General features: G+C 58.3%; 23 protein-coding genes. 12 read left to right on the forward strand and 11 right to left on the reverse strand.

What is annotated here, in order from left to right:
* Positions 1–112: 112 nt before the first annotated feature.
* The gene (locus ACFO5Q_RS09500) at positions 113–940 is read right to left on the reverse strand and encodes a sterol desaturase family protein (RefSeq protein WP_068151607.1); all 828 of its coding nucleotides are present in this window, start codon (positions 938–940) and stop codon (positions 113–115) included.
* 169 nt (positions 941–1109) lie between these two features.
* Positions 1110–2174 (reverse strand): helix-turn-helix domain-containing protein, encoded by a 1065-nt coding sequence (locus tag ACFO5Q_RS09505; protein ID WP_156432046.1) that lies wholly within the window; start codon positions 2172–2174, stop codon positions 1110–1112.
* A gap of 311 nt (positions 2175–2485) precedes the next feature.
* Here ACFO5Q_RS09505 and ACFO5Q_RS09510 point away from each other — a divergent pair, with 311 nt between their 5' ends.
* On the forward strand, positions 2486–3091 hold the full coding sequence (locus ACFO5Q_RS09510; protein WP_068151600.1) for a peroxiredoxin: 606 nt from the start codon (positions 2486–2488) through the stop codon (positions 3089–3091).
* A 94-nt stretch (positions 3092–3185) separates the two neighbouring features.
* On the opposite strand, the gene ACFO5Q_RS09515 is transcribed toward ACFO5Q_RS09510, so the two are convergent.
* The 3 genes from ACFO5Q_RS09515 to ACFO5Q_RS09525 form a co-directional block, all read right to left on the reverse strand.
* A complete protein-coding gene (locus tag ACFO5Q_RS09515) occupies positions 3186–5273 on the reverse strand; it encodes a methyl-accepting chemotaxis protein (RefSeq protein WP_068151598.1) in 2088 nt (695 codons plus the stop codon).
* A gap of 183 nt (positions 5274–5456) precedes the next feature.
* Positions 5457–5801 (reverse strand): antibiotic biosynthesis monooxygenase family protein, encoded by a 345-nt coding sequence (locus tag ACFO5Q_RS09520; protein WP_068151592.1) that lies wholly within the window; start codon positions 5799–5801, stop codon positions 5457–5459.
* The gene (locus ACFO5Q_RS09525) at positions 5798–6148 is read right to left on the reverse strand and encodes an NIPSNAP family protein (protein ID WP_068151589.1); all 351 of its coding nucleotides are present in this window, start codon (positions 6146–6148) and stop codon (positions 5798–5800) included. Before ACFO5Q_RS09525 ends, ACFO5Q_RS09520 begins: the two co-directional genes overlap by 4 nt.
* Before the next feature lie 79 nt (positions 6149–6227).
* On the opposite strand from ACFO5Q_RS09525, the gene ACFO5Q_RS09530 reads away from it, so the two are divergent.
* The gene (locus ACFO5Q_RS09530; RefSeq protein WP_068151586.1) at positions 6228–6905 is read left to right on the forward strand and encodes a winged helix-turn-helix domain-containing protein; all 678 of its coding nucleotides are present in this window, start codon (positions 6228–6230) and stop codon (positions 6903–6905) included.
* 4 nt (positions 6906–6909) lie between these two features.
* On the opposite strand, the gene ACFO5Q_RS09535 is transcribed toward ACFO5Q_RS09530, so the two are convergent.
* Positions 6910–7497: a hypothetical protein gene (locus tag ACFO5Q_RS09535; protein ID WP_068151583.1), complete on the reverse strand. Its 588-nt coding sequence runs from the start codon at positions 7495–7497 to the stop codon at positions 6910–6912.
* Positions 7498–7641: 144 nt separating this feature from the next.
* On the opposite strand from ACFO5Q_RS09535, the gene ACFO5Q_RS09540 reads away from it, so the two are divergent.
* The 3 genes from ACFO5Q_RS09540 (at position 7642) to ACFO5Q_RS09550 (ending at position 10535) form a co-directional block, all read left to right on the forward strand.
* Positions 7642–8109 carry a MarR family winged helix-turn-helix transcriptional regulator gene (locus ACFO5Q_RS09540; RefSeq protein ID WP_068151580.1) on the forward strand — a complete coding sequence of 156 codons (468 nt, stop codon included), beginning with the start codon at positions 7642–7644 and terminating at the stop codon, positions 8107–8109.
* 114 nt (positions 8110–8223) lie between these two features.
* Positions 8224–8652 (forward strand): organic hydroperoxide resistance protein, encoded by a 429-nt coding sequence (locus ACFO5Q_RS09545; protein WP_068151578.1) that lies wholly within the window; start codon positions 8224–8226, stop codon positions 8650–8652.
* Between the two features lie 113 nt (positions 8653–8765).
* On the forward strand, positions 8766–10535 hold the full coding sequence (locus ACFO5Q_RS09550; RefSeq protein ID WP_082720043.1) for an amidohydrolase: 1770 nt from the start codon (positions 8766–8768) through the stop codon (positions 10533–10535).
* On the opposite strand, the gene ACFO5Q_RS09555 is transcribed toward ACFO5Q_RS09550, so the two are convergent.
* Positions 10532–11110, reverse strand: a complete 579-nt coding sequence (locus ACFO5Q_RS09555) for a hypothetical protein (RefSeq protein WP_068151574.1) — start codon at positions 11108–11110, stop codon at positions 10532–10534. The genes ACFO5Q_RS09550 and ACFO5Q_RS09555 overlap by 4 nt on opposite strands.
* A 135-nt stretch (positions 11111–11245) precedes the next feature.
* Between ACFO5Q_RS09555 and ACFO5Q_RS09560 the strand changes: the two genes are divergently transcribed.
* The 3 genes from ACFO5Q_RS09560 (at position 11246) to ACFO5Q_RS09570 (ending at position 13098) form a co-directional block, all read left to right on the forward strand.
* Positions 11246–11491: a helix-turn-helix transcriptional regulator gene (locus ACFO5Q_RS09560; RefSeq protein ID WP_068151572.1), complete on the forward strand. Its 246-nt coding sequence runs from the start codon at positions 11246–11248 to the stop codon at positions 11489–11491.
* Positions 11492–11493: 2 nt separating this feature from the next.
* Positions 11494–12057, forward strand: a complete 564-nt coding sequence (locus ACFO5Q_RS09565) for a hypothetical protein (protein ID WP_068151570.1) — start codon at positions 11494–11496, stop codon at positions 12055–12057.
* Positions 12058–12234: 177 nt separating this feature from the next.
* Complete coding sequence (locus tag ACFO5Q_RS09570; RefSeq protein WP_068151568.1) at positions 12235–13098, forward strand: SMP-30/gluconolactonase/LRE family protein; 864 nt, start codon at positions 12235–12237, stop codon at positions 13096–13098.
* A gap of 155 nt (positions 13099–13253) precedes the next feature.
* Here ACFO5Q_RS09570 and ACFO5Q_RS09575 read toward each other — a convergent pair whose 3' ends face one another.
* Positions 13254–15290 carry a sensor histidine kinase gene (locus tag ACFO5Q_RS09575; RefSeq protein WP_197421259.1) on the reverse strand — a complete coding sequence of 679 codons (2037 nt, stop codon included), beginning with the start codon at positions 15288–15290 and terminating at the stop codon, positions 13254–13256.
* Positions 15291–15467: 177 nt separating this feature from the next.
* Between ACFO5Q_RS09575 and ACFO5Q_RS09580 the strand changes: the two genes are divergently transcribed.
* Positions 15468–15722 carry a hypothetical protein gene (locus ACFO5Q_RS09580; protein WP_068151560.1) on the forward strand — a complete coding sequence of 85 codons (255 nt, stop codon included), beginning with the start codon at positions 15468–15470 and terminating at the stop codon, positions 15720–15722.
* A gap of 191 nt (positions 15723–15913) precedes the next feature.
* Positions 15914–16876 carry a thioredoxin-disulfide reductase gene (gene trxB, locus ACFO5Q_RS09585; RefSeq protein ID WP_068151557.1) on the forward strand — a complete coding sequence of 321 codons (963 nt, stop codon included), beginning with the start codon at positions 15914–15916 and terminating at the stop codon, positions 16874–16876.
* A gap of 88 nt (positions 16877–16964) precedes the next feature.
* Here trxB and ACFO5Q_RS09590 read toward each other — a convergent pair whose 3' ends face one another.
* Positions 16965–17384 (reverse strand): MarR family winged helix-turn-helix transcriptional regulator, encoded by a 420-nt coding sequence (locus ACFO5Q_RS09590; RefSeq protein WP_197421257.1) that lies wholly within the window; start codon positions 17382–17384, stop codon positions 16965–16967.
* Between the two features lie 37 nt (positions 17385–17421).
* Between ACFO5Q_RS09590 and ACFO5Q_RS09595 the strand changes: the two genes are divergently transcribed.
* Positions 17422–18318, forward strand: a complete 897-nt coding sequence (locus tag ACFO5Q_RS09595) for a LysR family transcriptional regulator (RefSeq protein ID WP_068151552.1) — start codon at positions 17422–17424, stop codon at positions 18316–18318.
* Positions 18319–18432: 114 nt separating this feature from the next.
* Here the strand turns inward: ACFO5Q_RS09595 and ACFO5Q_RS09600 are convergent, their stop codons facing one another.
* On the reverse strand, positions 18433–20157 hold the full coding sequence (locus tag ACFO5Q_RS09600) for a peptidylprolyl isomerase (protein WP_068151551.1): 1725 nt from the start codon (positions 20155–20157) through the stop codon (positions 18433–18435).
* Positions 20158–20646: 489 nt separating this feature from the next.
* Here ACFO5Q_RS09600 and ACFO5Q_RS09605 point away from each other — a divergent pair, with 489 nt between their 5' ends.
* Positions 20647–21522, forward strand: a complete 876-nt coding sequence (locus tag ACFO5Q_RS09605) for a hypothetical protein (protein ID WP_156432045.1) — start codon at positions 20647–20649, stop codon at positions 21520–21522.
* Positions 21523–21542: 20 nt separating this feature from the next.
* Here ACFO5Q_RS09605 and proC read toward each other — a convergent pair whose 3' ends face one another.
* Entirely contained in the window at positions 21543–22376 is an 834-nt protein-coding gene (gene proC, locus ACFO5Q_RS09610) for a pyrroline-5-carboxylate reductase (protein ID WP_068151542.1), read from the reverse strand.
* Positions 22377–22402 lie beyond the last annotated feature (26 nt).

A 22402-nucleotide genomic window follows, 5' to 3' on the forward strand; every position in this document is an offset into this window, starting at 1 on the left:
ACCAACAAAGGAGCCCGCGCAGGGCTCGGTTATCTGAAGGTGCATATGGCGGGGGAGTCCTTTTAAAACCACCCCCAATAAACGCATAGCTGAACATTCATTCTTGTATGAGCTATGCATTTTCTTTTGCCTCCGTAACGTCAGCCGGTTGGCGACTGCGCGCCTTGTCACCTGTCACGCGCGCCAGATAATCCGGGTGCTCGGTGCCCATAAGGCGGTCCCACCAGCTGAAATAGAGGCCAAAATTATAATTGCCGTTCTCGTGATGCATATCGTGGTGGGTGACAAGCGTCAGCCACCCGAAGATAGGATGCACGGCCCAGCGACGCGGGAAGAGCTCATAGCCAGAATGGCCCATCCCGTTCCTGATGATCATATGTGCCAGAAAAAGGAACATCGCCAGGCCGTGCAGTGGGAAGAAGAATAGAAAAATGGGGACAAATGCTGCCTGCACCGCCGCTTCAACCATGTCGAAGCTGTAGGCGGCCCAGGGCGTCGGGTTATGGGACCGGTGATGCAGATAATGCGCCCGCTTCAGCACCGCGCGCACATGCATCAAACGGTGCGTCCAATAAAAATAGGCGTCATGCAGCACAATCACCGCCACAAGGGAAAACAGGAAATAGGCCCAACCATACTCGCTGATCTCACCGTAGATGGGCTGCAGGAACCCACTCGTCACGCCCATGTGCGATATTGTACCGACCAGCCCAAAGACCGCAGCCGTAATGGCAGACGCCTTGAATTCCGCCCACATCTGTTTCGGCTTCGGCGTGTTTGCCCTGATCTTTCTTGACTGCAGCCGCCGGCCTAAAAGGACCCAAACCAGCAAGAATATCCCGCCGCCGCCCACAAGGTAGCGACCGAAATCCCATGAAAATATCGTGGCCCAGATGGTGCCAAGTTCGGTCACGATGGTGCTGAAGGTGCTGGTGTCCATTTGCCAAATCCTGCTATCGCTTCGGCCCGCATATGACTTGCGGTTGCCTTTGCGCTTATATGGACAACAATCGGCATATCGCGCTTGCCGATTTTGAAATTGGCGAAGATTTCAAGAAATCGGCAAGCTTTTCAAAATTTCGGCGAACCCGTTTTCAGGGCATTTCAACCTAGGCGGAAGCCAGCACCTCGCGGCGGTACTCAGTGGGCGTCTGGCCCGTGCGTTCCTTGAACGCCCGGTTGAAGGGCCCGAGCGAGCCGTAGCCCAGATCCATCGCGATGGTCAGCACCGGCAGGTTGCGGTCCTCGACAGACGACAGGCGCTCCTGCGCCGCCGCAATCCGGTGGTGATTGAGGTAATCCGAAAAATTCCGGTACCCTAGATGCTGGTTGATAAGGCGCCGCAGCCGGTGTTCAGGCATGCCTGCCTTTTCCGCCATGCGCGCGATGGTCAGCCCCTGCTCCAGCAATATGCCGGATGCCTCAAGCCGCATGATCATATCCAGATCAAGCTGGTCGGCAGCCTGCACTGAGCGATCATCCTGCACGCTATTGGATGCCGCCGGGTTGGATGGAGAACGGAAAAACAGGTCCATGCTATCGCTGGCCGACAAGCGCCAGTTCAGGAACAAAGCCACTGCAAGGAATGCGGAAGACTGCAACAAAAGCAGGTAGCTGGTGATGCCCTTGTCGATCAGGAACACTTCCGCCACCATCACCCCGCCGGAGATAATGATCACGATGGCAACAAAGATGCTGCGGAAACTGCGACGACTTTCCACCAGGTCATCCGTGCGCCCTTTCCAGGCTGTGTAGGTCAGGTGGATCAGGATGCCGATGATCACCACACCACCGAGCCAGCCGACAATGCCATTGCCGAATGGCAGTTCGCCAGCCCGCCAACGGAAGTAAACACCGCCGCCTGTTATGAATTTTGCGGCGCAGACTGCCCAGTGCATCCAGCCGATCTTGAATTTGTCATCAAACTGGGAGAGGCCAAAGAGCCACGCCATGGCGGGTGCCATGACCGCGAAAGGAAACAGCACCAGGTCTGCGTCTATTCCCAAAATGGTCAAGCCGGGCTTGGAGGCCAGCAGATAAGCTGCCGAACAGAGCGCGCTCATCCCGCCTAAGCGGCCTGCCAACCGGTCACAGAAATCGCGGTGCATCACCACTGCGACCCAGAGAAACATACCAACTGCGTTGTAGCGCAGAAAATCGTCCAGTGTTTCCACCTTGTCCACCCTCCCGAAAATCCTGCAGCCATATATGGGGAGGCAATTCTCGATTGCCAGCCCCGGTATCGGGGCAGACAATATCCTTGCACGGAGACACTGAATCCGGTAAACGGATAAGGCTTTTATTTCAAAAGTAATAAATCGTTTTATTCGATTACAGAAATCGATAACGCGAGGTTGCAAATCCTTCTCAGAAGCATAAAGTATGGCGCACCAGCGCGGGGGTGATTCTACGCCCCATCAGGCATGCTTCACACCGCGCGCGCATGAGATTTGAACATTTATCACCCATATTCAAGGAGGGGCACATGGCCGTTCTCGCAGGTAAACAAGCACCGGACTTCACTTCCGTCGCAGTCATGGAAGACGGTTCCATCAACGAAAACTTCAACCTGAAGGAATATCTGGGCGGCGACTATGGTCTGCTGTTCTTCTACCCACTGGACTTCACGTTCGTATGTCCTTCTGAAATCCTGGCCTTTCACAACCGCATGAAAAAGTTCAAGGAACTTGGCGTGAAAGTTGTGGCTTGCTCCATCGACAGCCAGTTCAGCCACGTTGCATGGCGCAACACGCCAACCAAAGAAGGCGGCCTGGGCCCAGTTGATTTCCCAATGGTTGCTGACGTGACCAAGCAAATCGCCCGCGACTATGACGTTCTGATCGAGGACGCCGGCATCGCGCTGCGCGGCACTTTCCTGATCGGTAAAGACGGCCTCGTTTGGCACCAGACTGTGAACAACCTGCCGCTTGGCCGTAACGTAGACGAATTCGTTCGTCTGGTTGAAGCGCTGCAATTCCACGAAGAGCACGGCGAAGTATGCCCGGCTGGCTGGAACAAAGGCGACGAAGGCATGAAAGCTGACGCTGCTGGCGTTGCTGACTATCTGTCGAAAAACGCTGAAAATCTCTAATCAGGCGCCTGCACGCGCAGGCATTTGATGACCTAAAAAGAAAGCCCCGACTATTGCGGTCGGGGCTTTTCGTTTTTTTTGCCAGGCTTTGCTATTAATGTGCGGAAGACCTGACCGTTTGCAGGAACGCGTCCACTTTGCCGCTCATGTCGTTTGCCACCTTGTCCAGCAGCTTGGCTGCGTCGCTCAGGTCAACAGCATAGCCGACATTCTGTTCAAGGGCAGACAGCGCCCCGTCAACCGACCCGCTTGCCAGCGATGTGGCATCGGCTGCAGACTGGGCCGCGCGGGCAATTTCCTGCGTGGCGGCGTTTTGTTCCTCCACAGCCGCAGAGATGGACCCGGAAGTCTCGCTTGCTTCATCAATCGCCGACATAATCCGTGTCATACTTTCAACAACCACATCCGAAGACTTCTGAAGGGCCTCAATAGGGTCCCTGATTTCCTGCGTAGCCTTGCGTGTCTGGTCCGCAAGGGCCTTCACCTCATTCGCAACAACTGCGAAGCCCCGGCCGGCCTCACCCGCACGTGCCGCCTCAATCGTGGCGTTCAGGGCCAGAAGGTTGGTCTGTTCGGCAATGTCATTGATGAGGTTGATCACAGCGTTGATCTGAAGCGTCGCGCTTTCCAGCCCTTCGATATCGGTTCGCGCCGACTGCGCCAGGCTTTGTGCCGACGATGTCACTTCATGCGACCGTGTAACCTGCTGTGCAATCTCAGAAACAGACGTTGAAAGTTCTTCCGTGCCAGAGGCGACAGAGCCGACATCGGACGACGCCTTGACGGATGCATCGCTTACCGTATTCATCAGCCCGGATGCTTCATCAATCTTTGACCTGAGCTCCTGGGTTTTGGAAGAACAGGCGCCAACGGTGTCAACCACTTCGTCAATCATAACCTTGACCGAAGCCTCGAAATCATCGGCAAGCGCCTGCAGCATGCGAACACGTTCCTGTTCCGCGCGGGCCCTTGCAGCTTCCTTATCCTGCCGCTCTTGTTCCAGGCGCGCCTGCTCAGCAGCTTCCCTTTCGGCTTCCTGCCTCAAGGCCTCTTCTTTTTCCTGGGCGATCTTCTGCTCGAGCTTTTCACGCTCAATGATATTGGCCTGGAATATGGAAAGAGCGCCCGCAAGGGAACCAATCTCATCCTTCCGCTCCAGATACCCAACCTTGATATCGTAATTGCCGTCCGCAAGCTCGTTCACGGTTGCGGTTGTCCGCTGAATGGGCCGCAGAATGCTGAACAGGACAAATACAATAAGAAGCGCGCCAACAGCCACAGTCATAAGGGTTGCAACAATCAGGCTTTCCCGGCTGTTGGATACCTGGGCCTGATAGGCGCTCTGGTCCAGCTGAACCACGGCTATCGCCGCCGGCTTCCCGGCAAAATCCTCAATGACCTGCATCATTGCGGCATAGGGCTTGCCCTGATGCTCATAGGCTGGCAGCAATGTGTCGCCGCCGATGCGAGACAGCAATGTCGATGCCTCAAAATCAGTTTTGGCGGCGGCGCTTTCCCCAAGCAACTTCAACTGCTTCTCCAGTATCTGATAGATAGCCAGCTCCACGCCGTCTGCACGCGCGAATTCATCGACAAAAGCCTGCCCAAGGGACAGCCCCACTTCAACAGAGCCGGTTTGCTGGCCTTCAAAAAACATGGGTAGAACGGCACGGATGCCAAGGCCAGCCACACCTGCTTCCGGCCCAAGCTGGGCCTTCCCGGTCTCATTGGCCGCTACCACGCTATGGCGAAAGCCTGACAGATCGTCGCCAAATTTTTCCGGCCTGTGCACCCTAAGGAACGATGTCGCCGGCGCGGTGTGGAACTGCACCTGGCGGGCGCCGAAGCTTTCCTTGAGTTCCGCAAAACCCGGCAATGTCAGGCTTTCGAGCAGGGCCCTGTCCCGGGCCGCAAAAGCTGCCTTGACGGGGGGCGAGTCGGCCAGCATCTGCGCCATGGCCTGCGCCCGCATGGTTTCCTGTTCGATCTGGCTGTTCAGGCCATCTGCAAGCGTGCCAAGTTCCCGCAACTGCGCGGTCTGGACAAGCTGTCCGGTTACGCGTTCCGAGGAAAATATCAGAACACCAAGCACAAGGCCAAAGCCCACCAGCATGCCGCCGATGAGTTTCTGGCCAACAGAAAGGCCGGATAAGAAAGATGTTACAAAGCGAAAAGCATTCATTGGGTGCGTCCTTGCACCCCCCAATCCCATGCAACCTGTAGCATGATTATTCTTAATTATTCCCTAAAGGGATGCATCGAAGAAACAGCCTGAAACGCAGGGTGGGCGGCGGTTGGCCGCAAATGAGCGAGCGAGCTGACGGGAAGCCCTGGCTGCTTTATGCCAGGGCTATTCATTTAGAGGCTAAGTGTGCGCCGTGCGGGAATCTGCGGGTGCTTGCATGCGGTCCTTCAGGCCATAGTCCCGCATCACGTGGGCCACACGCAGGCGGTAATCCCGGAATATCTCACCGCGCCCGCGCGCCTGTCCGGCCCTGTGGGCTTCCAGGTTTCGCCACGCTTGCACCGCCGCCTCATCGCGCCAGAAGCTGAGCGACAGAAACTTCCCTGGCACCTTCAGGCTTTCAAACCGCTCGACAGAGATAAACCCGTCGATGCCTTCGAGCATCGGCGCGAGCGTTACCGCGGTATCGAAATAGGCACCCTCCTGACCTTCCTTGGGCTCAAGCTCAAAGATCACGGCAATCATGCCAGCTTGTCCCTTGTGCTGAAGAAGCGCAGCATCTCGCTTCCATTGGCCGCGCGCAGGAAGGTGCGTTCTTCCGATAGGATGAAGCGCTCCCGCTGCGCCATGGCAAAATTCGCGGCCCCGCCTTCATCATCACGCAGGCGCGCGCGGTAGGCTTCATAGTCCGCGAGGCTGTCAAAGCAGATCAGCCCCAGGGCGATATTGTCCGTGCCCTCATGCGGCATGAAATAGCCGATCAGATCGCCGCCACAGCGCGGGATGATCTCCGCCCAGTTTTTGGCATAGTCCTCAAATTCGGTCCGCTTGAAGGGGTCGAGCGTGTATTTGATGCAGCACATAATGGTCATGGTTTCCTCCATACAAAGTTGGTTGCTGCACACGCTTTAGCCGATTGCCGCGCACCCTTGTTTCGATTAAGATCGAACTATGAAAGACGGACCAGACATCGCCCACATCGCCTCCCTGATCGGGGACCCGGCCCGCGCCAACATGCTCACCGCACTCATGGGCGGCATGGCACTGACGGCGACTGAGCTGGCAGCAGAAGCGGGCGTCACGAAACAGACGGCCTCAAGCCACCTTGGCAAACTGGAGGCAGGCGGCTTGCTGACCATCCGCAAGCAGGGGCGGCACCGATACTATCAGTTGGCGGACACAGACGTGGCGCATCTGCTGGAAAGCCTGATGGGCGTGGCCATGCGTGCGGGGCATGTGCGCAACCGTCCCGGCCCGAAGGACCCGGCCATGAGGCACGCGCGGGTGTGCTATGACCATCTGGCGGGGGACATGGGCATCAGGCTTTACGAGAGCCTGCTGAAACGCGGGCATCTGCACGAAGAGGCGGGCGAACCGGCGCTGACGACGGCAGGGCGGGATTTTGTCACGGGCCTCGGCCTCCGGCTCGACGCGCTTGAAAACTCGCGCAGGCCCATGTGCAAAGCCTGCCTGGACTGGAGCGAACGCCGCACCCATCTGGCGGGCAGCCTAGGCGCTGCCCTTCTCGATCATATGTACGCAAGCGGCTGGGCCAAACGCAAAGCCGACAGCCGCGAAGTGGTGTTCACACCCACCGGCAAGCAGGCGTTTCAAAAGAGCTTTGGGTAAAGACCTACTGCCGCGGCGTGGCCTTGATTTTGTAAACGCCGGTCCAGCTTTCGCCGCCATCGAAAGACATTTCCATCAGCCAATCCCAGCCTTCGTCCGTAGGCGGATAAAAGGTAATGCGCCGGGGCGGGTCCTGCACAGGGCTGGCCCAATGCATGATGATATTGCCGCCCTCGTCCATCTTCGCCTGAATATGGGCAAAGCCGGGTGACCGGGTTGCCGTCCAGGCGATTTCCCACTGGCCGCTCGTGGCGTCATAGATGCGCAGGTTGGTGCCCACGCCGGGCGCAGGCCCGCCTGCCTTGCCGTTCGGCATCCAGAAGTCCTGTACCGCAATACCATTGCCCACACAGGTGAAGTTCCAGCGCGCACCGTTGCCGGGCAGCCAGGTTTCACCATCGTCCTGCGACAGGGTCTGGTCTTCGATATCCCAATCGCCAATATAGCGACCAAACTGCGCCACCGGGCCCTCCATGCAGCCGCCTGTTTCGTCCATCAGCACGCTTGCAAGCGGCTCTTCCGCCGCCACAGGCTGCACTGCACCAATGAGCGCCACAGCCGCAACGCTGAAATTCATAAATGTCTTGATCATATTACCCTCCCTAACCTCACCCTCACGCTAAGCGTCGCACGCTACCCCGTCCAGCGCCCCTCGACGGATAGTGCCCTGCGTGCGATTTACTGAAAAATTACCACCTGCCCTTGAAATTAAATCGTGCGCGATTAAATAAGGTTTATGGAAAACCAACCACCATACGCGCCCGGTGCGCCTGCGCTTTCGCTGAAGCTGGATGACCAGCTGTGTTTCGCGCTTTATTCGGCGACCAATGCGCTGAAGAAAATGTACCGCCCGATGCTGGACCGGCTGGGCCTAACCTACCCACAGTATCTGGTGATGATGGTGCTGTGGGAGCGGGACGGCCTGACCGTATCCGAGATCGGCGACAAGCTGTTTCTGGATAGCGCGACACTGACGCCGCTGCTGAAGCGCCTGGAAGCCCACGGCTTACTCACGCGCAAGCGTGCGGCGGAGGACGAGCGCGTGGTCCGCGTCAGCCTGACGGCACAGGGCAAGGCGCTGAAGGCGGACGCCGCCAGCGTGCCCGCCGAAGCCCTTGGGGCCAGCGGCTGCACGCCGGACGAGTTAACAACGCTCAGGGACACGCTTGTGCGCCTGCGCAGTGACCTGATGGCAAACGGCTGACGCCTCAGGTCTTTCCCCGAACCGATGGTCCTTTTCAAAATTGGCTCCTTTCGGTTCTTTTGTCGGCCATTTACATCGTGCACGATTTAATCGTGTATATTTTAGGAGACTAGAATGAAACTGGACCAAACCCTTTATACCGCCCATGCCACCGCCACCGGCGGCCGGGCGGGCACCGCCAAGTCTGACGACGGTAGGCTTGATGTGACGCTTTCCACCCCCAAGGGCCTCGGTGGTGACAATGGCCCGGGCACCAACCCGGAACAGCTTTTCGCCGCCGGTTACGCCGCCTGCTTCATCGGCGCGCTGAAGGCCGCTGCTGGCAAAAAGGGTATCAGCCTGCCTGCCGATGTTTCGATCAACTCAAGTGTTGGCATCGGCCCGATCAGCGGTGGGTTCGGCATTGAAGCCGCGCTTAAAGTTGTTCTGCCGGGGATGGACCGGGACGCAGCCCAGGCGCTGGTGAATGCAGCCCACCAGGTGTGCCCCTATTCGAACGCCACGCGCGGCAATATCGAGGTCACACTGACGGTGGCTGACTAACGCCTGCCACCAGAAGCCATCGCTTCCAACGGGCCCCGCAGATTGTGGGGCCCTTTTATTTTGCCGCACGCCCTGGGTGCCCTATTCTTACCACTGGGAAGAAGGGGAATTTTATGGCTGGATCGTCACGTCTCATGAAGGTTGTCCGCAACGCGGCAATCTCTGTCATCATCATTGCCTTTGGGGCATACATCTGGCTGGCACCCCCGGCCCAGCATGATGAGACGCTGTTTTACGGCGGGGATGTTGTTACCGTCACGGGCGGCACGGCCAATGCGCTTCTGGTGCGTGATGGCCGGATAGTCGCCGTGGGTGACTATGGCAGTGTGGCCGAGCAGGCGACAGACGCCGCCACACGCGTCGACCTGATGGGCCGCGCCCTTCTGCCGGGCCTCATTGAACCCCACACCCACCCAGTGGCCACCGCCCAGTTCGGCGCCACGGTGGATGTGAGCGGCTTCACCCATTCAACCCGCGCCAGCATCATGACAGCGCTTGAGGAGGCAGCAGACGGCTTCACAGCAAACGGCTGGATCATGGCCTTCGGGTGGGACCCGGTGATGGTGGATGACCTGACGGCCCCCACACCCGCGGAACTCGACGCCATCGCGCCTGAGAAGCCGCTGGTGATCCTGACCCAGATGATGCATGACGCCTATGCCAATTCTGCCGCGCTCAGGGCCGCAGGCATCACGGAAACCACCCCCAACCCCATGGGCGGTGAATTCATCAAGGATGAAAACGGCAGGCTCACCGGCGTGGTGCGGGAAGTTTCCGCCATCAAGGCGCTGTTCGCGAACGCGCCCAAGCCGCCTTTGGGCGCGAATGACCTGCTGGTGAACCTGCAACTCGGGGCCTATGCCCGCGCGGGTTTCACCACCATCGCCGCCGCAGGCCTTGTGGGCAGTGGCGATGACCTGCCCGGCCTGATGAAGCGCCTGACGGGGGCAAAGGACGCACCTGTGCAGGCCGTTACCTATGGCCTGCCGCACCAGATCCCGGCATCAGGCGGGCCGGAAGACGCGCAAACGCCGGGGGCAATCATCGGTGTAAAATTCTGGATGGACGGCTCCCCTTACGCGGGCGGCGCGGCCTTTGCCGAGCCCTATGAAACCACAGACCTGACGACCGGGCGCCTGCATCTTGAGCCCGGCCATATGGGCGCGCTTAACCATGAGACATCGACATTCCGCAAGGTGTTTGAGGCCTACCACAAGCGCGGCTACCAGATTGCCGTGCATGTGCAGGGCGAACGGGCGGTTGGCCGCGTGCTGGATGTGGTGGAAAGCGTGCTGGCGGATTACCCGCGCACAGACCACCGCCACAGGCTTGAGCATAATGCGCTGATATCACGCGAGCAGCTTCAGCGCGCCGCACGACTGGGCATGACCACCGGCTTCTTTGTCGATCATGTGACCTTCTATGGCCACCGGCTGCCGGAATTGGTGGGCGAGGCCCGCACCGCGCGCTATATGCCCACCCGCACGGCGCTGGACGCGGGCCTCAGGATCAGCCTGCATAGCGACAACCCGGCCACGCCCATCGGGCCTTTGCGCACATTCAAGGCCGCCATAACGCGCCAACCCCGCCGGAGTGGGCCGCAGGTTGCGCCCGATCAGGCGCTCACGCCGCTTGAGGCCTTGCGCGCCATGACCATCGATGCCGCCTGGCAACTGGGGCTGGACCGGGAGCGCGGGTCACTTGAAGTGGGCAAAGCCGCAGACCTGGTGCTGATGAGCGCCAACCCGCTGACGGTGGACCCGGCGCGGATTGAAGACATCAGGGTGGAAGCCACCTGGATTGGAGGCCGCCAAGTGGACGCACGCAAGACCACCCGCACCAACGCGGGCCTAGTGTGGGATATGCTGATGGGAATGCTTTAACGCTGCAGGTCCCACGCGGGCGGCGGCACATCGACTGGTTTCGTGAGGTCGAAAACAATTTCGAACGACCGGCCCGGGCGGCTCAGCCGATAATGAAACGTGTTGCGCCCCTCTTCGACCCTGAGCTGCCAAACATTCATAACAGACGCCTCGAGGCCATTTTCATTGAAGTTCTCAATCGAGGCATCATCGGCCGGGAAATCGAAGCTGGACGCGCTGGCGATAACCCGCGTCCGTCCGCCATACTGGGTAACCCTGTCTTCGCTACCGTCCCGGTGCCGATGGTCATGCTTCAACTGCATGTGGCCGCCCTCGAGCTTAGTGATAACCCAGACACGCGAGCGGTCACCCCCGACATGCAGCGGGATTTTGATTTCAGTATCTGAACAATCCCGAATATGCATCACGAGGCGGTTTTGCGCCCATGTGTCGCTTCCCGTGCTGTCTTCCACCACACGCCCCTCGAACGCCTTGCCGCACAGATCCTTGAGATCATCGAACACATAATTCGCGCAGCCAAAAGCCGCCGATGTCATCGCCACCACAGATGCTGCTGCCACCCAGAAAAGTCTCATGTCATTCCCTCCGTTTATTCCAGCAGACCATGAACCGACGCGGAAGTACAGCGCATATCGCCACACAGAAATCCATATTGATATCTTATCATTTTGTTGTATATATATAACAAATAGATATTCTTTAGGTACAATATGACCCAGGTACATAACAGGATTAAAATCTTGCGCACGGAGCGAGGGCTGAGCCGTCAGGCACTGGCCGACGCCGTGGGCGTTAACTTCCAGACGGTGGGGTATCTGGAGCGTGGTGACTATAACGCCTCGCTGGAGCTGGCGCTGAAACTGGCAGACTTTTTCGAAGTCCCGGTAGAAACGCTGTTCTCGCTTGAGCCCTTCCCGTCGCTGTCTGGCCAACTGCGTTCGATGAAGGGGGAATAGTCATGAACGAAACAAGCAATCTTGAGAGACCGGCTGATGCCTCGCCCAAACCTGCAAAGAAAAACCGCATATGGCTTTTCCTGGCCTGGGCCGTTGTTATCGGCATGCCCCCATCCTGGACCTGCTTTGCCCTTTTCGACGCTGGCTATTCAAACAGTGGCTGGCTCGCACTCGCCGCTCTGCCTTTCGCTTTCCTGCTTTTGATCGCAATGTTCCTGCCAGCATTCGCACCAAGCCATATTCGCTATGCCGCAACCGATGAAATGAACATGTTACGCTCCATCATCCGTGGCAAGATGACGCTATCGAGGCTCATCGGCATCGAACTACTCGGCCCCAGCCCGGAACTGGACGAATGGGAAATGCATGCCCGCCACAAGGCGCTTGCCTTTGGTTATCGCCTGACCATGCTGCTTTTGACCATCAATCTGATTGTAATGGCGTTTTTTGGCAAAGATATCACCTATGTGGGACTGATGTTTATGGCCGCCATGCTGTATGCCCTGCACTTGCTGATTCCGTCGCTATTTCTTGCGCAGACCATCGCGCCGCCAGACACGGAATAAGCGACAATAGAAAGCGCTATCAAAATCCGACATAAGGGCGAAAATCAACAGGGAGCCGCGAGACCAAGATGCCGTAACAAGCCCAGTGCTGGAGTGATATAGTCCCAGAATGGGATTGCAGCGACACCCCCTTTCGCCCTAGGGTGGGATGAAGGAAGTTAGGGGAAACGTGTAACCATGTATAAGGCATTGATTGCCGCAATCACCGCTATAACCGTAAGCATCGGGGCCGCACCACTTGCCGCCGAAACCGCCCATATCCGTGAAATCTGGAGCATAAACGAAGGGCTTTTCGAACCCGAATCCGTGGCCGTGGATGAGGCGCGGAACTATGTCTATGCCTCCAATGTTGTGGGATACGGCATCAACGGCAAGGGCTATATCAGCCGCATGTCCATGTCCGGCCGGATGATTGAGGCCAAGTGGATCGAAGGCCTCAATGGCCCCACAGGCTTGGCGCTTTCCGGCACACTGCTTTATGTCGCAGACGTCAACAGCCTGAAGGCACTGAATGTGGAAACAGGCGACATTGTCGCGACCTACCCCGCGCCTGACAGAGAGCCTTGCCTCAACGACGTGGCGCTGGCCGCAGACGGCACGGTCTTTGTGTCCGGCAGCTGCACAGGCACCATCTACAAGCTGGACGGCGACAAGCTGACCCGCTTCATTGTTGACCACGAGGCGCTCAGGTTCGTAAACGGCCTGTTTGTGGACGGCGAGCTCCTCTTGTCCGGTGGCTGGCAGATCCGGCTGTGGAACCGCTTTTCCGGCGCACCTCTGGCAGACGGCCCCGTGACCCGGCAGCCGGACGTGAAGGATATCGATGGTCTGGCGTGGGACGGCAGTGCCTTCCTGATGTCCATGGTGGATGACCCGCGCCTTTGGCGGCTAAAGGCTGACGGTGTGGCCTACCCCATCTCGGACCAGCCCTTTCATGCCTCGGACTTTTACTATGACGATGTCACCGGACTTTTGATCATGCCCCGCAACCTGGGCGAAGGGGATCACCGGGTGACGGCCTACCGCCTGACGTTCGAGTAGAGACAAATAGAAAATCCTGCACTGCCGTGTCACCGCAGCGGGCTTCTACACGAACGGCGGGGTCACTCCTATTGAAGGCTGCAGCATTGACACAGTTGAAACTGTGCAGAGCGCCTCAAGCGCCCGAACGTCAATCTGCCGCCGCCCCAAAATGATTAGCCTCCACCCGCGCGTCTGGAGCCCGGCGGCGCAACCGGGAACGAGAGGGTCACTGTGGTCCCCAGGTCAGGGATACTGTCAATCTGCATGCCGCCACCGACCAGTTCCATAAAACGGGCGACAAGTGGCAACCCAAGACCAAGACCAGCCCTGCCGGACTTGTCAGCGCCCCCCAGAAGCGACATGGCAGCTGGAATTTGCCCGGGTTCCATGCCGGGGCCGGTATCCATCACGGTAAAGACAAAATCAGAGCCTGCCCTGCTGCCGCGCACCGTGACAACGCCATTGACCGGTGAGAATTTCACGGCATTCGATACGATCTTGATCAAGGCCTGGCGCATCAGGCGCGGGTCGATCGTCATCACAGTGTTTTCGCACTTCAGATCGATCAGAATATGTTTTTCATGCGCCACCGATTCGACAAAAGTCAGCACATCGTCTGCAACATCCTTCGGGTCTGTGGGTTCGGGTGACAGCACAAACCTTCCGGTCTCCAGGTCGGATACGCTCAGCACATCTTCCATCAGTTTGGAAAGATTGGCGCTGTTGCTGCGGATCAGCCGCAGATATTCCGTGCGCTCATCAGCCCCGATCCCGCTTTTGCCTGCGTCGGTCAGGCGGTTGGCAAAGCTCACCAGCGTCCTAAGCGGCGTCTGTATCTCGTTGCTGAGGTTCGACAGGAAGCTGTTCTTGAGATCAAGCGCCGCCGCAGCCTCCGCCTGTGCCTGGTCCAGCTTTTCAGCCCGGTCCTTCAGCTCAATATTCGCTTTTTCTAGACATGCCGAAAGGAAGGCCCTTTCTTCCTGCTCCTGCCGGTAGCGCACAGTGAAAAGACCCATCAGCACGAAGGTGAAGATAAGCGCAGTAAAAGGCACGGCTTCGAACGACGTGCGCGGCACCGGGATATAGAGGTAAGTATCAAGGGCGACCCCAAAGGCGGCCACCACGCTGCCCCAAAGCGCCCATCTGGCACCAGGACGCGCTTTACCCTTCGCCACCCAGAACACATAAAGGATCTTGGCAAGCACCAGGAAGGCGATCAAAAGATACGGATCACGCATGCGGAACATCACCGGAAGCGGCGCAACAAGCGCTGTCGCGATGGCAAGGCCACACAGTGCCCAAAGCGCCATCATCACAGTGCGGCTGCTTTCCTTGGGGTACAGTTCCACCACCAGCCAATAATAGGCAGGCGCAAGCGACAACAGGCCGACATATTCGATCCGCAAGGCCCATTCAAGATCAAGCCCCGGCCACATTACCCAGATGTAATTGTCCACCAGCAGTGTCCGGATCGCCATCACGATCAGCATCCCGCCGCCGATATAATAATAGCGGCCGGTTGTGTGCCACGCGGACAACAACATGGTGATGAAACCCACTGCGAAAAAGAAGCCCGTCACAGAGAAGGAAGCGGCAATCTGAACACCTCGCAGGTCTGAAAGAACCTCCTTCGGCCCGATCTTCGGCTCCCACAGAAAACCTGCGTTTGGGAAAATATGGTTCGACACCTGAACCACCAGATAAAAGTCCCTGGCACCGAAAGGCAGGTCGACATAAAAAAGCCGGCCTAATGCATTTTCTTCCGCATGCTCGCCGGGCTGGCCGTTACCGCCCAAATCATAGACCTGCGCCTCACCTGCTTCCTCGGCGGGAACAACGGCATAAAGGCGGTAAACCGTGCGCTGTTTTCCGGTTTTCAGGCCGTATCGGTTGGCGGGTTCGGCCAATGATATATGGCGGACATATGTGGCCGCGCCAAAGCTGCCGTCCGGCCCGCTGCCATAGTCGCGCTCCCAGATGTGCGGCAGGGGCACCGGTTCGGCATCGCCATAAAAGCTCGCTGCTTCCTCAGGCGGGGGCAGTTGCCCGCGAACAAGCCGCCAGCCGTCCACCAGGTCGGTCACCGTCATACCCAGGGGCTCGTCTGCGGCATCCTCGCCCCACGCGCAGCCCTGACCAACCGACAACAGGCCAACCGGCGCCATGCCGACAAGCAGACATATCCCCAACAATATTGCCCAAAACCGCATCAAAGCATGTCCCACCATTTGCCCGGCACCAAGCTAGCTTGCTTTAAAGCCCAGTACCATAGGGATTTTTCATGATTGTTTCCATCTGCGACACAGGCCGCGACAATTCCCCGCAGTGACTTGGAGCCCCCGCAAGCCTATCTGCCCTCCCAGAAGTTCATGAGTTGGAGATATACCATGTCCGATACCGTTCAAACCGCCCCACGCCCCCTGTGGGTTAAACTGTTGTTCGCCTTCAGCCTGATCGGCCCGCTTCTGAAAGACGCCAAGATCGGCGGCGACACGGCTGTCGCCTTTTTCGCCCTGAACATGGTCCTTTTGTGGGTCATTGCAGGTTTCGTTTTCGGCATGGCCGGTGTGCTTGCCGGTGCTTATATCCTGGTGCCACTGGTGTTTGCCTGGATTTTGGGGATCATGCTGTTCAGCAGCTAAAGGGTCTATTTAGCCCCCTGAAGCAATAGGTCACCCACTGTTCGTTTTGCCCGATCAGTTTGATCGAAACAATCCATTGTTTGCGGCTATCAGGCATCTTGGCAAAGACGGGACAAGTCTCTATGTAAGGGACAAGCTTTATTATTCGCTGGCGGCTGGGCCGCCGGCGCCAGAGTATCAGGGGACCTTTCATGGCTGAAACCAAACACACAAAAATGCTGATCATCGGGTCGGGTCCTGCCGGCTATACGGCTGCCATCTATGCCGCCCGCGCCAACGTCAGCCCAACCATTGTCACCGGCATGCAGGCTGGCGGCCAGCTGACCATCACGACTGACGTGGAAAACTATCCAGGCTTCGCCGACGCCGTTCAAGGCCCGGAGCTGATGGAAGCCATGCGCCAGCAGGCTGAAAATGTCGGCACCGACATCATCTATGACCTGATCACAGAAGTAGACCTGAAGGCTAACCCTAAGCGCGCCGTGGGCGACAGCGGCACAGTCTACACCGCAGACACGGTTGTGATCGCAACAGGTGCCCAGGCCAAATGGCTGGGCCTTGAAAGCGAACAGAAATTCAATGGCTACGGCGTATCCGCCTGTGCCACCTGTGACGGTTTCTTCTACCGCGGCAAGGAAGTTGTCGTGATCGGCGGCGGCAACACTGCTGTTGAGGAAGCGCTGTATCTTTCCAACATCTGCTCCAAAGTAACGCTGGTGCACCGCCGCGACGAACTGCGCAGTGAAAAAATCCTGCAGGACCGCCTGTTCAAGGCGGAGAACGTGGACGTGGCTTGGGACAGCGTGCTGGACGAAGTGTTAGGCGACGAAGACCCACTGGGCGTCACCGGCGTAAGGCTGAAGAATGTAAAGACTGGCGAAACGCGCGAGCTGAGCGTGCACGGCGTGTTTATCGCAATCGGCCACAAGCCTTCAACCGAGCTGTTCAAAGGCCAGCTGCCGATGGACGATGAAGGTTATCTGATCAAGAAGCCAGACAGCACCGAAACAGACATCCCGGGCGTTTATGCCGCAGGCGACGTGACCGACAAGATTTACCGCCAGGCCGTAACGGCCGCAGGCATGGGCTGTATGGCTGCACTTGAGGCGGAAAAATATATCGCCAATCTTGAGCATGCCGCCGCTGCCGAATAGCAGGCGCAGGCATTCAAAACCCAAAAAGGCGCCCCCTCAGGGTCGCCTTTTTTGTTGGACGTCACTTCCGGAAAACGCGCTTGAAGCGTTAACTAACCGACTGGTTCAGGGACGAGGCCAGTTCCTGTCCTTCCGGCGTCAGCTGCACGAGGTTGCGGCCGTCACCCGTGTTCACCAAGCCAATCAGCCCTGCCCCCGCAGATGTAAGCGTGCTCAGGTGCTGATAGACCATGGGTTCGGTCATCCCCACCACGCGAGCGACATCGCCGACCGTGGGGTCCTTCTCATTCGCAGCCACCATGAAGCAGATGATCGCCTCAGCCGTCAGGCCGGGGTAGCTCCGCTTGAAAACATTGGTAAGCTCGTGCAGGATTTCCTTGTTGCCCACAGTCTGTCTCGCTTGGTTCTGGCTCTTGTAGCCATATAGTATGCAAAACAACAGGTTACAGCAAGCAGGCAAGTTGGCGCCTTTGGGCTTGCGGTTGTGCCCCTGTGGTGAAATAGTCATGACCGGCTAGGGCAGTCAGATTGATCTGGAGAGAAGCGTGCTCGATTGGGACAGACTGAGAATTTTTCACACGGTTGCGGAAAGCGGCAGCTTCACCAACGCGGGCATCCGCCTGAACTGCAGCCAGTCCGCCGTCAGCCGCCAGATCCGGGCTCTCGAAGAAAGCCTGAATGTCTCGCTGTTCACCCGCCACGCCCGCGGCCTCGTCCTGACCCAGGAAGGACAGGAACTTTATAACACCGCGCGGGAGATGGTGCTCAGGCTTGAGGAAACCCAGCGCAGCCTGATGGAAAGCCGCGAAAGCCCGTCTGGCCTTTTGCGCGTGACCACCATGGTAACCTTCGGTGCCGTGTGGCTAACCCCGCACCTTGAACAGTTCATGACCGAATATCCGGATATCGACATCAAGCTGATCCTGGATGACGCGGACCTTGACCTCTCAGCCGGCGAAGCGGACGTGGCTATCCGCCTGCACGAGCCCGAGCAGGCAGACCTGATCCAGAGGCCACTCGCCACCTTCCACGCCCACATTTATGCAAGCCCCGAATATCTGGACGCCAAGGGCACACCGGTGACACCAAGTGACCTGGACCACCACGACCTGATCACCTTCGGCATTTCAAACGTGCCCACCATCCGGGGCCTCAATTGGCTACTGACCGTGGGCAACCCGAAGAAAGAGCGCACCCCGCGCCTGCAGATCAACAACCTGTATGGTGTTTTGCATGCCGTGGAGGCAGGCATGGGCATCGCGGTGCTGCCAGACTATCTGGTACACAACCGGCAAAAGCTGGTGCGCGTGCTGCCAAAGGTCGAGGGTAACCCGTTCAACAGCTATTACTGCTACGCGCCTGAGCTTCGGGGCAGCCTGAAGGTGGCGCTGTTCCGCGATTTCATGGTTCGCCAGATCCGGTCTGAAAGCAATATTCTGTAGAATGTGAAGAAAAGTCCTTCGCTACACTCAGTATACTTTTCCTCATGTATCACAAAGCGTTCAACAGGCTTGGGGCTGCCCTGCACCTGTTGAACAAGTCTTTTTGTTTCCGAATTATTTACACTGGCCCGCGCGCACGGTCTCCGCACGCGTGATCACATCACCTTCCTGAAGCGCCATGGCCGCGTCCATGCCGCTGATGACATTGCCCATCACCGTATAACGGCCATCAAGATGCAGGTTATAGGCTGTATTGATGAAAAACTGCGTGCCGCCCGTGTCGCGCCCGGCCGTAGCCACGCCCACGCTGCCCTTTACATGCTGGCCGCCCCATTCATCGCGAACGGTGCCCCAGTTCGCCAGTTCCGGGTCCTCGCTTTGGCCTGCCTGCGCCACAAAGTTCGGGATCACCCGGTGCCACAGCATGCCGTTCATCTTGCCCACATCCGCAAGCAGCATGAAGTTGGCGGCGGCATAAGGGGCCAGTGAGGACGGCGCGATGCACACGGTGCCGCGCGTTGTCTCCAGCTTCAGTTCGCGGCTCTGATACGAAAGCACGCTGCTCCAGCTTGGGGTATTGCGCGGTTTCTCGATGCCTTCGATCGATGGATCGAGCGCAATGGCGGCCTCGCGCCCGCGGATGGTATCCGGGTTTTCGGCTGCATAGTCCTCGAGAATCGCCTTGCCCGCGTCTGACTGCGCCAACAGCCCCATGGCGGAGAAAGCTTTATAATAGTCGTCGCCCGCGAACCACGCTTCGGCAATCCGCAGCCCTTCCTCGGGCGAGCGCAGATTGAGGCCCCGAAGCGCCGTCACGGCGATCCAGGGGTTTTCGTCCTCCGTTGCAGTGCGCAAAGTTTCCGCAATCACCTCGTCAGTAAAGCCCACGCCCAGCGCTGAACCGGGTCGAGCCGCCAATGCACTCAGCGCAAGCTGGCGTTCATGGACCGTTCCTTCGACCAACACGCTAACAAGGAAGTTGCCACTGATCTCGTCACTCAATGCAGATGTTGCCCTAATGGCTTCCATCCGAACCGATGCGTCCGGCTCCACCTTCGGCAGCGCCCTTTCAAGGATCAGCCCCATCGCATCATTTCCAAACTGGCGCGCTACACGGATGAGGGCTCGCCGGACATCAGGCGAAGGTGCGGTTTCAAAAGCCGCCGTTACCTGCTCAAGCGTCAAGTGTTCGTCAAGATTCTGTATGCGCCCCAGAAGATAAGCGGCCTGATAGCCAATACCGTCATCCGCTGTCAGCGCCAAAAGGTGCGGCACATCAAGGCCCGGTAGCGCCGATGGGGCGAGCCGCTCATAGACGATGGACTGCATCAGACCGAAGAGCGGCAGCGTCCTGTCCTGGTTTTCAAACTCCACCTTCGGCGGCGTGGCCGGCATGGCGTTCACCATTTCAATCAGCATCATGCGCAGGTCGGCGTTGCCGGAGAAGCCCATGGCAACAGGCAGCATGTCCACGCCTACCTTGAATGGCAGGGCTTGCGTATGCAACATCAGGGCATCAACAGGGGCATCCCCGTAGCAGAAGGCAGCGCCCTTGCGCGCAGCTGCAACGGCTTTTTTGTTCCGGTGAGACAAATACGGTTCGATTTTCGCGCACGCCTCGCCACCTATTTGCCCCAGATAGACAAGTGCTTCCCATTTTCCGGCTTCAAGCGCGTCGTCAAAGACGGGATTCTGATAGTCTCTGGCGTCTTTCGCTTCCATCAGGCGCACGTCAAAATCATTAAATTCTTTAAGATTTGCAGTTTTTTCAAAAGAAATTGCCGGCGCGCTTCCGCCAAAGGTTAACAGCGCAAGCGCAAGCGTATGCTTAAGTTTCATGAAAATCCTCCCCGCTAAATACCTGTCAGTAAACAGTTTTTTGGTCAGCAATGCTGCACTATTTATTCCAATAACGAAGCCATTCGTTAACCGACACCCTAATTTTTTCTAGCTATGCGTTTTGCGCATAGCTGCTACGACCCAAAAATGGGTTTTCTTCTTCGCTTACCAAACATATATACCTCCCATCGCCGCTGAGCAACGTACCGAGTATCTGGCTCGCGGCACCAAGTTTCTGAGTTTGACGGTTTTCCGTCACAAAGGTCGGTCCCGGGGTTCCTCCCCCCTCCCCCCACTTCCCCCCCGGGACCGGCCCTTTACTTTTTGTCTCGTGAGTTTGAGACAGCACTAACCTCCCTATGTTGACAAACTGATCCCCAGGCTCCGGTGACTAACCGGGGCCTCTTTTTTCGTGCACCCGCCGCCGAACAGCTGTTGAGGGTTAGGTAACTTTTGGTGCTATAGTATGGTGCCTATTGGGGGTGGAAGGTGCAGATGCTGGTCTTGAACCCTATCAGATGGTTTCTTTGCGGCGCTCTCATGATGATGGCCGCGCTGCCTGCGCGCGCTGAGCACTTCCGCCTCGCCATGCCTTCCGACGACGATCAATATATAATCGACCTGTTCGCCCTTGCCCTTGAGGCCGAAGGGGGCGGGCATACCTATGAGGTGGTGCGCCGCGTGATCCTGGCTCAGGACCGGGCGCTTCGGGCCCTCGCCGACAACAAGGCCCGTTATGAAGTGCACTATAGCGGTTATGCGCCTGAGCGCGAGCGGGACTTTGCCATGGTGCGCTTCCCCATCACCCGCGGCATGCTGGGCCACCGGCTGCTTGTGGTCCATGAGGCAGACCGGGACATGCTCAAAGGCGTCGACACGATTGAGAAGCTCTCTCGATTCCGGCTGGGTTCCGGTATGGACTGGCCGGATACCACCATCATGCAGGCTGTTGGGCTGACGGTTACCAAGGGTTCAGACGGCAACCTCTGGCCGATGCTGGCGCGAAAGCGGTTCGACGCCTTCCCGCGCGGCATCAATGAAATTAGGGCAGAAATCACAAGTGAGGGCCAGGGCAAATACGGCGTGCAGATGGTGATCGACCAGCATGTGATGCTGGTTTACCGCTATGACTATTTCTTCTATCTGGCCAAATCAAACATCCACAAGGCCCGCATTGTCGAACGTGGCCTGATCAAGGCTTTCGAGTCCGGCCAGTTGGATGCTTTCCTGAATAACACCCCGGCGCTCAAGGCCACAATGGCAGAACTGAAGGCTCACCCGCGGCAGGTCATTCATATCGACAACCCGCTTCTGAGCGACACAGTCAGGGCCCTGCCCGACAGTTACTGGCGCACATACCCTTGATAATGGGGGACGATTCGGCGCTAACCGGCCAGCTCCTGCCCGCGCTTGCGCGCGGCCGCCACAGCCCGTTCCATTAGCTGACCAAGCCCATCATCGCGCATCAGTACATCAAGCGCCGCTGCCGTTGTGCCGCCCGGGCTTGTTACCCGGCGGCGGAGTTCAGCGGCTTCAAGGTCCGTTTCCGCGTCCAGAAGGTGGCCTGCCCCAATGATGGTCTGGCGCGCCAGCGCCATGGCTGTGGCTTCCGGCAGCCCCTGGCGCACACCGGCCGCCGCAAGGCATTCCACCATATAGAAAACATAGGCAGGCCCACTCCCCGAAACCGCCGTCACGGCGTCCATCTGGTCTTCATGCTCGATCCACACGGCCTCGCCCGTTGCGTCCATCAGTTCAAGCGCCAGCGCCCGGTCCACCTCGCTGATACCGGGGGCGGCCGTAACGCCGCTGATGCCTTCGCCAATGGCAGCGGGCGTGTTGGGCATGACCCGCACACAGGTGCCCTCACCGCCCGTGCCGCGCGCCATCTGCTCAAGCGTTACCCCCGCCGCGACGGACAGCACAAGGGTGTCATCGCCGATGAATGGCGCCATCAGGGGCAGCGCATCGTTCATCACCTGCGGCTTCACGGCCATCACGATGGCACGGGCCTTCATACCGCGTGGCAGCATGCCCGCACTGGCGACAAAATGATCCGCGCGGCTGCCCGGCAAGCTCACCGGATCTGCCTGCGGGTCAACAACATAAAGGTGATCCGCGGGCACGCCGGCCCGAAGCCAGCCCTGCGCCATGGCGCGCCCCATATGGCCGCAGCCGACAAGCAAAAGAGGGGCGGTTTCACTGAAATATTGCAACATGTTTGCTCCATCTGCCGAAAAAGCCC

Origin of the sequence: Kordiimonas lipolytica (assembly GCF_042651265.1) — a bacterium.
GTDB classification, from domain to species: domain Bacteria; phylum Pseudomonadota; class Alphaproteobacteria; order Sphingomonadales; family Kordiimonadaceae; genus Kordiimonas; species Kordiimonas lipolytica.